General features: G+C 62.8%; 6 protein-coding genes. 1 reads left to right on the plus strand and 5 read right to left on the minus strand.

Annotated elements, in window-relative coordinates; all coding sequences use genetic code 11:
• On the minus strand, positions 1-3,774 hold a 3,774-nt coding region (locus AC0C6X_RS29855), incomplete at its 3' end, for a beta strand repeat-containing protein (RefSeq protein WP_472956636.1).
• Positions 3,775-4,285: 511 nt separating this feature from the next.
• Between AC0C6X_RS29855 and AC0C6X_RS29860 the strand changes: the two genes are divergently transcribed.
• Positions 4,286-5,212 carry a transglutaminase-like cysteine peptidase gene (locus tag AC0C6X_RS29860; protein ID WP_472956638.1) on the plus strand — a complete coding sequence of 309 codons (927 nt, stop codon included), beginning with the start codon at positions 4,286-4,288 and terminating at the stop codon, positions 5,210-5,212.
• Between the two features lie 55 nt (positions 5,213-5,267).
• Here AC0C6X_RS29860 and AC0C6X_RS29865 read toward each other — a convergent pair whose 3' ends face one another.
• From AC0C6X_RS29865 to AC0C6X_RS29880, 4 genes are read right to left on the minus strand one after another with little or no spacing between them, the layout of a single operon-like run.
• The gene (locus AC0C6X_RS29865) at positions 5,268-5,876 is read right to left on the minus strand and encodes a ribbon-helix-helix domain-containing protein (protein ID WP_472956640.1); all 609 of its coding nucleotides are present in this window, start codon (positions 5,874-5,876) and stop codon (positions 5,268-5,270) included.
• Positions 5,877-5,879: 3 nt separating this feature from the next.
• Entirely contained in the window at positions 5,880-7,160 is a 1,281-nt protein-coding gene (locus AC0C6X_RS29870) for an HlyD family type I secretion periplasmic adaptor subunit (protein WP_472956642.1), read from the minus strand.
• A 60-nt stretch (positions 7,161-7,220) separates the two neighbouring features.
• Positions 7,221-9,377 carry a type I secretion system permease/ATPase gene (locus AC0C6X_RS29875; RefSeq protein WP_472956644.1) on the minus strand — a complete coding sequence of 719 codons (2,157 nt, stop codon included), beginning with the start codon at positions 9,375-9,377 and terminating at the stop codon, positions 7,221-7,223.
• A 54-nt stretch (positions 9,378-9,431) separates the two neighbouring features.
• A complete protein-coding gene (locus tag AC0C6X_RS29880; RefSeq protein WP_472956646.1) occupies positions 9,432-10,838 on the minus strand; it encodes a TolC family outer membrane protein in 1,407 nt (468 codons plus the stop codon).
• Positions 10,839-11,392 lie beyond the last annotated feature (554 nt).

Genomic DNA, 11,392 nt, shown 5'->3' on the forward strand with positions numbered 1-11,392 from the left:
GACCGTCGTGTCCGCGCCGCCGGCCGCCGGGATCGACACCGTCGGTGTCGCATCGCCGAGGCTGATCGTCAGCGTCGTATGCGCCAGGTCGCCGTCGCCGTCCTTCACCGTGTAGGTGAACACGTCGCTGCCACCGCCGGCCGAACCCGGATTGCGCACGTAGCTGTAGCTGCCATCCGCGTTCAGCGTCAGCTTGCCGAACAGGCCGTTGATCTGCGTGCTCACCGTCGCCGCATCGTCCAGCGACGCACCGCTGTTGCCGGCGACAACGCCGACCACGCTCGCCCCGTCCGCGCCGACAGTGTCCGCACCGGCATTCGTCGTGCCGGCGCCGCTGATCACGTTGCCCGTCGCCGGCGTGTAATCGCCGGCTGCTATGCTGTCCGTGTCGAAGGCCGCAATCGGCGCATCGTCGACGATCGAGATCACCAGGTTGCCCGCCGGGGCGGCATCGCCGTCGGCGTCGCTGATCACCACCGCGAAGCTCGCCGAGGTGTTGTCGCCCGAGGTGTTGTCGGCCAGCGTGTAGGCATAGACGATCGAGCCGATGCCGGTCGCCGCGTCATAGCTGTAGTGCGCCGTCAGCGAGCCCGTCGCATCGCTGAAGGTCTGCGGTACCGTCGTCAGCGCATGGCCGCCCAGCGTGATCGCCGAGACGCCGTCCTTCGACGTGAAGTTGATCGTGCCACCCGTCGTCTCCGAGGCATCGGAGTTGTTGCCGGCATTGCCGTCCGCCATCTCGCCCGTACCGGCCGACTCGAGCCCGCGCACCGGCAGGCCCTTCTCGTAGACCGTCGTGTCCGCGCCGCCGGCCGCCGGGATCGACACCGTCGGTGTCGCATCGCCGAGGCTGATCGTCAGCGTCGTATGCGCCAGGTCGCCGTCGCCGTCCTTCACCGTGTAGGTGAACACGTCGCTGCCACCGCCGGCCGAACCCGGATTGCGCACGTAGCTGTAGCTGCCATCCGCGTTCAGCGTCAGCTTGCCGAACAGGCCGTTGATCTGCGTGCTCACCGTCGCCGCATCGTCCAGCGACGCACCGCTGTTGCCGGCGACAACGCCGACCACGCTCGCCCCGTCCGCGCCGACAGTGTCCGCACCGGCATTCGTCGTGCCGGCGCCGCTGATCACGTTGCCCGTCGCCGGCGTGTAATCGCCGGCTGCTATGCTGTCCAGATCCGCCACGACCGTCGGAACGTCGTCCGAGACCGAAACGTTCACCGTGCCTTCGGCCTTGTCGCCGTCGGTATCGGAGGCGATCACCTTGACCGAGCCGAGGTCTGCGAGGTCGTCGACGTCAATGCCGGGATGGCTGGCGTAGTTGTCGTTCAGCGTCGCCGTCACCGTCGCGCTGTCGCCGCTGCGCACCAGGTCGAGCGTCACGACTGCAACGCCGCCGGCGCGGCCGACGATCTGCGTGTCGGAGACGCGATCCCAGGTCAGTGCGCCGCTCAGGCCGGTGGTGTCGCCGAAGGCAATCTTCGCGATCGCATCCGAACCGGCGACGAAGCCGATCGTGCCGCTGCTCGTGTCGGAGCCGGCCGGCGTCGAGCCGTCGGCAAGGTTCTGGTCGTCGAGGTTGAGGGCAGCCGAGGCGAAGTCGGGATCGACCGTCGGGCCAGCGCCGTCGGTCACCGTGATCGTCTGGCTGTCGCTCGTCGTGTCGCCGTCAGTGTCTGCGGCCGACAGCGAGAAGCTGACATTGACGCCGCCGGCATTGTTGAGGTTGTTGGCCGCAGCAAACGACCAGCTCTTGTCGGCATTGACCGTCAGCGTGCCCTCGGCCAGCGCGAACACCACCTTCTCGCCGGCCGCAAGCGTCAGCATCTGCGTCGTGTTGCCGACCGTCACGTTCACCGTGCCGACACCGTCAGCACCGGCCGCAAGCGTCCAGTTGCCGGCCAGCGTCTGACCTTCGACCACGTTCGATGACACCGGATCCGTGATGGCGATCACCGGCACATCGTCCGAGACCGAAACGCTCACCGTGCCTTCGGCCTTGTCGCCGTCGGTATCGGAGGCGATCACCTTGACCGTGCCGAGGTCTGCGAGGTCGTCGACGTCGATGCCGGGATGGCTGACGTAGTTGTCGTTCAGCGTCGCCGTCACCGTCGCGCTGTCGCCGCTGCGCACCAGGTCGAGCGTCACGATTGCAACGCCGCCGGCGCGGCCGACGATCTGCGTGTCGGAGACGCGATCCCAGGTCAGTGCGCCGGTCAGGCCGCTGACATCGTTGCTGAAGGCGATCGTCGCGATCGCATCCGAACCGGCAGTAAAGCCGATCGTGCCGCTGCTCGTGTCGGAGCCGGCCGGCGTCGAGCCGTCGGCAAGGTTCTGGTCGTCGAGCGTCAGCGTGGCCGAAGCCGCCAGCGGATCGACCGTCGGGCCAGCGCCATCGGTCACCGTGATCGTCTGGCTGTCGCTCGTCGTGTCGCCGTCGGCGTCCGCGGCCGACAGCGAGAAGCTGACATTGACGCCGCCGGCATTGTTGAGGTTGTTGGCCGCAGCAAACGACCAGCTCCTGTCGGCATTGACCGTCAGCGTGCCCTCGGCCAGCGCGAACACCACCTTCTCGCCGGCCGCAAGCGTCAGCGTCTGCGTCGTGTTGCCGACCGTCACGTTCACCGTGCCGACGCCGTCAGCACCGGCTGCAAGCGTCCAGTTGCCGGCCAGCGTCTGACCTTCGACGACGTTCGACGACACCGGATCCGTGATGCCAATCACCGGCACGTCGTCGACGACGTCGATGCGGAGTGCCGCAGTCCCAGTGGCGCCGTCGGCGTCGGTCACTGTCAAGTTGAAGGTGTCCCGGTCCTGTTCGACATTCGTGCCGGGACCGGAGCCAGTAACGGGGCTTGTTAGTTCATAAGTATATTGCGCGACGCCGGTAACCGCGTCGTAAGCGGTGATGGTCAGCACGCCGAACTGGCCTGCTACCGATTGCCCGGCGAGACTACCAATTGCAAAAGTCTGACCGTTGATCGTCAGGCTGGCGATATCGCCGAGGCCATCCGGATCGGAAATCGCGAAGACGCCGTTGACCGAAGCACTGCCGTCGCCGGCGCGCGATCCGCTGGCGAGGCCGGCTTCGTCAACCTCACGGTCACTCACGAAGATGCCGCTGGGATCACTGCTGCCACCGTCCGGGATGATCGACGGGTTCTCATTGGCATCAAGCGTGAAGGGAAGAAGCTCGGTCGCCTCGAGCGCCGGAAACTGCAGGGACGTCGGCGGCAGCAGATCGATGACCGGGCCAGCCTGGCCGATGTCGCCGTTGGCATCGGAGAAGCCGCCGCCGCTGCTCTGGTTCGAAACGACGCTGATGCTGCCGTCCGGGCCGGCTGCAACGTTGATGCCGTTTTCACCGAGCACTGCCACCAGCGTTTCGCGCGGAATTTCGGCGTCGCCGATTACGAAGGTCGGAACCTTCAACGCGGCGTTGTGAATGGTGATCGTCGAGCCGTCCGGCTGTTCCAAAACGATATCGCTACCGACGACCTTGATTTTCTCGATCGACGCGCCTGCGGGCAGGTGCACCACGTTCGAAGCATCGGCGGTGACCGTCGCCGGCATGGGTGGCGTCTGGGGCGCGGTCTCGGCGCCTGTCACCGGCGCGCCGGTCGCAGGATCGACGAGCTGGGGTTCTCCCTCAGCTCCGGTCGCAGCCTGTGCCACCAGTCGCTCACCCTTGCCATCCGGCGCGTTGCGGAACTCGATTGCCTCTGCCTGCGTAGCGGCGGCTTCGTTAGAAAATGCGGTGCCTTCGGTTGCCATAGAAATACCCCTCGACCTTTGCGAGCACCAAAACACCAAGCTTTTTAGATCGCAATCGGTCCGGGCGATATTCGCGGAAAACAGCATAATATGTTATGCCAATACCCAAAATTGGTGACGTTAGTACAAATTTAGTATTTCTGGTCATCGGGTCGTAACCATCCCCCGCGCGGGCGGACGGCGACCCGATAAAGTGCTCCGAAATCGTGCTCCATGACACCAGATTTCGTCCGTTGATTTGCTGCGCAGGCTTGTCGCTGAGAGCCATATGGCTGCCGTTAAAAACAAACCGTCGCGATCGGCAACCGCTGCCACATGCCGCCGTCGATCGCGATGTTGGCGCATAGGCGAAGTCGGGTCGCTCTGCATCAAAAGAATACACAAGTATAAAATTTGAATAAAATTTTATGTAAAACGTATTATTTCGAAGCACACTAAATAATACATACGGCTTTACCGGCGTTTTTCTTTTCGTTCGTACAGTGTCCTCACGAAACCGAGAGACACGGCAATGAACGAGAAGAGCTGGAAGCGCTGCGGAAAATACCTGAAGACTTCGGTGTTCGCGATCGGCCTGTTGTCGATGTCTGCGACGTCGTCCGTTCAGGCGGGCCAATCCGGCATGCTCCACCCCGGCCTCTTGCAGCAGATGCTGAGCATGGCAAGCCCTCTGGCCGCCGTCGCCGCGGAGACGATCAACGCCTGGTCGAAGCAAGCTGCCGATACGCTGAAGAGCCAGCACGTGCAGAAAGCGGCGGTGACTGCTCTCCCGAGCCTTGGCGGACAGGCGCCGGCGGCGACCGAACCCTCCGCCGTATTCCATTCGGTTGCCTTCCGCGTCTCGTCAATCCCGGTGGCGCGCAAATGGAAGAGCGTCTATCCGGCAGTCGTGGCTGCGGATTTCAACCACTGCGCACAGGAGAGCGGGTGTGTCGCCCGCGGCATCCTCGGCAAGGCGATCGAAAACGCCAACGGCCTCGCATTCCGCCAGAAGATCAGCGGCATCAACCGCACGGTGAACCGAATTGTACGCTATCAGCCGGACGCTGAGAACTACGGTTCCAAGGACTACTGGGCGACGCCGGATGAAATTCTTGTCCGCGGCAAGGGGGACTGCGAAGACTATGCCATCCTGAAGATGGCTGCCCTGAAGGCAGCCGGGCTGCCGTCGGAGGCCATGTCGATCGTGGTTCTTCGCGATGTCCGGCGCAACCTCTATCACGCGGTGCTCGTCATCACGACGAGCCAGGGTCACTTCATCCTCGACAACCTGAGCGATGAAGTGAAGCTCGACCGTGCGCTTCCGAGCTATCAGCCACTCTTTTCGGTCAGTGCCGCCCGCTCCTGGATCCACGGCATCAAAACCACCGGAGACAAGGTCGCGTCTGCGGCGCCCCTCGCGGACGCAATGCCCGGCGAAGGCATCGCGGTTCGCTGAACGTTGTCTCCAACGTCGACACTTTCACCAAGTCCTGACGGCCACTCCCGGGCTCTCACGCCAGGATGAAGCCTATGATCACGTCCTGGTCTGCAAGCGGCGCCAGCGCGGCATTGAGCTTGCCGCGCGTCACCTGCCCCTGCACGCCGATGGTAAAGCCGGCCGGCTGCGGCTCCCCGGGCGCCGTCTTCAAGCGACGGACGAGATCGACGAACTGAACGTCGAAGGAAAGCCTCAGGCCGCGCGCCGGTTGCGGTTGCTGCGACCGCAGGACACGGGACTGGACGAAGGAGAGGAATGCGGGGTTGTAGGCAATGATTTGCTTGTTCCCGGTGAGCGCGAAGGCCGGCGACGGACTGGCGCGGACCTGTCCCACCACGACCGCGAGATTGCTGCGATCCTTGGCCGCCCTCAGTTCATCACGCAGGTAGCGGGTCGCGACATAACGCAGCCGGGCCGTCAGGTTCCCTTCGCCCTCGAGCTCTCTTTCGCAGGCCGCAACAATATCGGCGAGCCGACGCCCTTGCCGCGCGGCAAGCTCGCCAAGGCACTGCCAGTAGATCTCCTCGATCTTGATCCCGCGGCGCTGACCGCCGACGGTGACGACGCGGAACCGCAGCGCGTTCAGGTCCTCATCGGACGGTGGAGGCTGCGTTTCGTTCATTCATCAGCGCTCCCGCAGGGCTTCCTCACGCGCCTTGTTGATCGGCTTCATCAGATAGGCAAGGATGGTCTTCTTGCCGGTCATGATATCGACCGATGCGATCATGCCGGGCATGATCGCATATTCGCGCCTGTCCTTCACGAGTGCGGCCGTGTCGGTTTTGACGCGCACGAGGTAATAGGTCTCGCCATTGTTCTGGTCGACGAGGCTGTCAGCGCTGACGGTTTCCACGATCCCGCCGAGGCCGCCATAGATCGAGAAGTCATAGGCCGAAATCTTGATCACTGCAGGCTGGCCTGCGCGCACGAAGGCGACATCCCGCGGCGAAAGCCTCGCCTCGACGAGCAGGGTCTCCGACGTCGGCACGACGCCGCCGATCACTGCGCCGGGCGTCACATAGGCACCGACCGTGTTGACATCCAGCGTGTTGATGATGCCGTCAACCGGCGAACGAATATCGGTGTTGGCAACCCGGCTGCTCGCCCCGCGGATCGTCTCCTCGATCACCGAAAGCTGCGAGAGCGCCTCCGTCTTTTCCGCCAGGGCTTCCTGCTTGAGTTGCAGCGAGAGTTCGGTCACCTGGAGGGTCGCCTCCTTTAGCGCCGCCTCCAGCTTGCCGACCGACTCCTTCCAGAGGGCAAGCTGCCCGCGGGTGTCGGTCAGTTCCTTTTCGACCCGCAGCAGTTCCGTCTGCGCGACGAGCTTGCGCTTGGCCATCGGCTCAAGCAGCCCCTGCTCCCGCTCGGTGACCTGCAGGCTCTCGGTGAGCCGGGTGATGTTGGCCTCCGCTTCCGCCAGTTCCTTCTGTCGCTGTCCTTCTCGGGCCTGCATGACCGACAGCTTGTTGTTGAAGTTGCCTGCTTTCGCCTGAAGCAGTCGTTCTTCGTTGGCGCAGATCGCCGGTGCGACCTTGGCGATGTCCTCGGGGCAATCGTATTTTGTGTCGTAGGCGCCGGTCTCCTCGAGTTCCAGCCGCGCGACCTGCGCGCGCAGTGACCGTGCCTTGGCCTCGAGCTCGCCAAGCGAGGAGCCGCTGGCCGTATCGTCGAGCCGCAGGATCAGGTCGCCGCGGCGAACGACCTGGCCGGGCTGCACGGCGATCTCGCGCACGATGCCGGGCTCACTCGACTGGATGATCTGTGTCTTCGAGACGGGAATGACCTTGCCTTCGCCGCGGGCAATTTCGTCGACCTCGGCAATCGCCGCCCAGGCGAGGAAACAGCTGATCAGCAAGCCGATGACAAGCAGGCCCGCACGTGCGGCAAGCGGCGGTTTCTCAGTCATGCTGCCGCCTCCCGCCACTTGCGGACCGATATTGCGTCACCGTCATGCCGAGAGCATCGATCATAGCCCTGCCCCCTCCACCGGCCCGGCAGGGCCGGACCGTCTTTGCAACTGTTCGATGACCGCAGCCTTCGGACCGTCGGCAACCAGGCGACCGCGGTCGAGGACAAGCAGGCGATCGACGAGGCTCAGCATGCTGTGACGGTGGGTGGATATCAAAAGGGTGACATCGCTGCTGAAAACGTTGGAAAGTTTGTTGATCAACTCGCGCTCGCTCGCGAGGTCCATTGCCCCGGATGGCTCGTCGAGGAACACGACTTTCGGCTTGCGCAGCAACAGCCGGGCGATGGCGACTGCCTGGCGCTGCCCGCCGGAAAGCTGGGAACCGCGCTCGCCCACCGGCATGTCATAGCCGCGCGGATGATGCGAGACGAAATCGTCGACGCCAGCAAGCCGTGCTGCCGCGACCACCTCTTCATCGCTGGCGATCGGGTTCGCCATCAGCAGGTTTTCCTTGATGGTGCCGGAAAACAGGTCTGAGTTCTGCGACACGAAGGAAACCGCCGAGCGGACCACGGAAGGATGCAACTGCCGGATATCGACGCCATCGAGCAGGATACGACCAGCGCTGGGCGCGTAGAGACCGGCGAGAAGCCGGCCGATCGTGGTCTTGCCCGAACCGATGCGGCCGATGATGCCAACGCGTTCACCCGCCTTTATCGTGACGTTCATACCGCTGACCACTTTGTAGTCGGTCCCGGGATAGGCGAAGTCGAGATTGGTGAAAGTAATGCTGCCGTTGCGGATCTCGCGGTTGACGAAGCCGATGGTGTCGGGCCGGTCCTCCGGCTGCTCCATCACCGCATTCAGGATGCGCAGCGACAAAATCGCCTGACGCAACCGGGCCAGCGTCATCGCGATCTGTCCGAGCGGCGCGACGGCGCGGCCGGCCAGCATGCTGGCCGCGATGATCGCGCCGGAGGAGATCTTGCCCTCGGTAAACTGGTAGGCGCCGGCAACGACAATGCAGACGGTCACCAATTGCTGAACGAACTGTGTGGCGTGCGAAGCCCAGGAGGAGATTTCCTTGATCTGCTCGGCCGTGTTCGAAGAATGCTTGGCCAGTTCGTTCCAGCGGCGCAAAAGCTGCTTTTCCGAATGCAGAGTCTTCACCGTCTCGATGGCGCTGATGGTCTCAACCAGCAGCGCCTGACGCTGGGCAGATTCGTTCGACGCCGCAGCAACACGGTTGCCGATCTTGTACTGCGCGACATAGCCGATCACGAGGCTCAAGAGGAACGCGGCCGCCGGCACGAGTGCGATCCAGCCGGCGACCGCATAGACGGCCGCGATGAAAACGAAGACGAAAAGGCTGTCGATCAGGGTGCTCAGCGTATTCGACGTGAAGAATTCGCGAACGAATTCATACTGCATCGCCCTGTTGGCGTATTCGCCGGTAGAAGGCGGCCGAGAGGCCATCGTCGCATGCAGGATCTTCTCGAACAGCATGTAGGAGAGCTTCAGATCGGCCTTCCGCCCGGCAAAGTCGATCAGCGCCGCACGAACCGTCTTCAGCAGGAAGTCGAACAGGATGGCGGTACTGATGCCAAGCGCCAGCACCCAGAGCGTCGCGATCGCCTTGTTCGGCAGGATCCGATCGTAGACGTTCATCGTAAAGAGCGGCGCGGCAAGCGCCAACACGTTGATGAAAAAGGCCGCGATCGCCACTTGCACATAGGCCTGCCAGAAAGGCTTGACCGTGGCTGTCAGCCAATGCCGGCGGTCGATGTTGCGAGCCTCGCCAACGCCACGGCCCGTCGCCGTATTGAGATAAGTGGCCGAGAAGGATACCGCATAGGCGAGACTTCCGAGCTGCAGCTCGGACAGCTTCATCGCCGCTTCACCCGGAGCGGCGGCTCTGTTCGAAAGGCTCAGTGTACCGTCAGGCGCCTCTTCCAGAAGCGCGATGGCGCTGCCGTCGCGAAAGACGAGCAGCAGAGGATATACGAAATCACGATTGCCGATCGCGCGCGCGGAAACGAGCTCCGTTTCCAGGCCAACGCGCTCTGCAATACGTGAGACGTCCTCAGCGCTCGGCAAGCGTGCGTCGAAAGGAACATCCGAATAAAGCACGCTGTCCGACGAGGGGCGGTTCAAGAAGATACAGATCTCCTTGAACGCCTCGGAAAAGCCAGTCACAGACGGGCCAGTCTGCACATGCCTGTCAATGCCTTGCACTACCACCGATGGTGTCCACCCTGACGAGGACGATCATTTCTGTCGAATCGGCGCCAACAAATCGAGCGGCAAGTCGTTCGTTTGGCGCGACGGAACACGGCGATAGGTCTCCGTAGCCGGCGTCTCCGGGACATTGAACTCGTTGCGAGCATAGGCTTCGGCCTGGGCAGGCGCCTTGATCTGCATCGTCGACAAGAGTTGGCCGGTGGCCGCGAGCAGGCGGTACTCGGCAAACAGGGCGGCGTACTGCGCAGTCTTTGCGAGCACGCTGACGTTGAAACGCGAGTTCTGGGCGCCAAGCACGTCGAGCAACGAACGCTGTCCGACCTTGAGCTGTTCGCGATAGGACTCGACGAGCTGTACGTTCATCTGAGCCTGAGCGTTCAGAGTGCGGGCGATTTCATACTGGCTGGTGCGGCGTTCCCAGGAAATGCGAACGGCCTCCTCGACCTCGCGATGCGCCTGGTGGAAGACCAGCCGCTGTTCGCTGGCGCGGCGCATCTGCTCCTGCTCGTTGGCGATATCGATACCACCGCGATAGAGGTTCCACTTCGCGACGATGCGTGCCTGGGCGTCCCAGGTGTTGCCGGTCGAGCCGTCGATATCGTTGCCCGTGCGTACGCGCCCCTCGGCGAAGACTTCCGGAAGCATGTTCGAGCGCGCGGCTTTGACCTGCGAATCCGCAACGCTGATGTCGGAATCGGCGGCCTTGATGCGCGGGTTGTTGCCGCGGGCAATACCGATTGCCGTTTCCAGCGTCTTCGGAAGAACGCCGGCAACCGACTTCGGCATGGACGGCTTCGTGAGCGGTTGGCCAACCAGGCGGTTGAAGCTGATCTTGACGGTTTCGAGCGCTTCTTCAGCTTCCTGAAGGCGGGCCTTCGCGGACAACAGGCGCTCACTCGCCTGCTGGCGATCTGCGTCGGTCAGGGCGCCCCCTGAAATCAGCGAGCTGATATCCGACAGGATCGACTGGTGGACGCTGACGTTCTTGCGCGCTTCGGCAACGATCTGCTGCTGGAGGATATATTCGAAATACTCGCGGACGATCTGCAGACCGATCGTCTCGGAGCGTTCGAGGACGCGGAAGGAGGCGCTGTCAACGCGCGCTGCCTGACGCTCCAGTTCGGCGCGACGGCCACCGCCATCGAAGAGCTTCTGCGTAATCGTCAGCCCGACGTCGGACGGATAGAGCGGATCGTTCTCGATGGAACCCAATCGACGGCTCTCGTCTTCAAGATGCTGGACACCCGTTGAAGCCTCGAAGTCGACGCTTGGAAGATAAAGACCCCGCGCCTGCCGCAGCTCGAACTCGATTGCCTCGCGGTTTTCGACCGACTGCCCGATTTCCGGGTTCGATTCCATCGCGATCTGAAGCGCTTCCTTCAACGTCATCGCTTCGGCCGCGCCACCCGCAAAGACGGTGGACGTGAGCAGCATGGAAAAAAGCCCGCTCTTAAAAGTTTTCCGGACGTTCAATATTATCCCCCTCGCAATCAGTACGTCATGCTGGCTAATCCGAGCGTGCGTTACAACTGCCGAAATTCATCGATAGATAATACAGAGGTAATATAGCGCGGCCACCAATTTTGGGGTGGTTCCCGAGCGTCGCGAGCTTTCGCACGGCTATGTTGCAAAAATGGAACATCCGTACAATAGCAAGAGAAACCGTTAACCCATTGAAATAAAATAAATCACGCGCAGATGGCCAAGGTCATGAGGCGCCTCGGCCGATTGCAACGCAGCCGATGGTGCAACGCCAGCGCGAACGCATTTCTGCATTCTCAGCCGCTGCGAGCGAAGAGCAGATCTCTTCCCCGGCACACGCGGCGGAATCAAGTATATCAGGCCGAAGGCAGCCGGACGAAATCGACGCTTTGGGTTCCTTCGCCGGCAACGATCACCGTCTCGGATGCCGCCGCACGGCGCAGTCGTTCGAGATCGACGCTACCGTCGAACAATGCGCCGCCGACGCTCAGCGCCAGATCGACCTT

Source organism: Ensifer sp. VA4 (genome assembly GCF_055710065.1).

What these genes read in the sequence shown, in the direction of transcription:
- AC0C6X_RS29865 (WP_472956640.1), bottom strand. Translation starts at nt 5,876, where the DNA reads ATGAACGAAACGCAGCCTCCACCGTCCGATGAGGACCTGAACGCGCTG.
- AC0C6X_RS29860 (WP_472956638.1), top strand. Translation starts at nt 4,286, where the DNA reads ATGAACGAGAAGAGCTGGAAGCGCTGCGGAAAATACCTGAAGACTTCG.
- AC0C6X_RS29880 (WP_472956646.1), bottom strand. Translation starts at nt 10,838, where the DNA reads ATGCTGCTCACGTCCACCGTCTTTGCGGGTGGCGCGGCCGAAGCGATG.
- AC0C6X_RS29870 (WP_472956642.1), bottom strand. Translation starts at nt 7,160, where the DNA reads ATGACTGAGAAACCGCCGCTTGCCGCACGTGCGGGCCTGCTTGTCATC.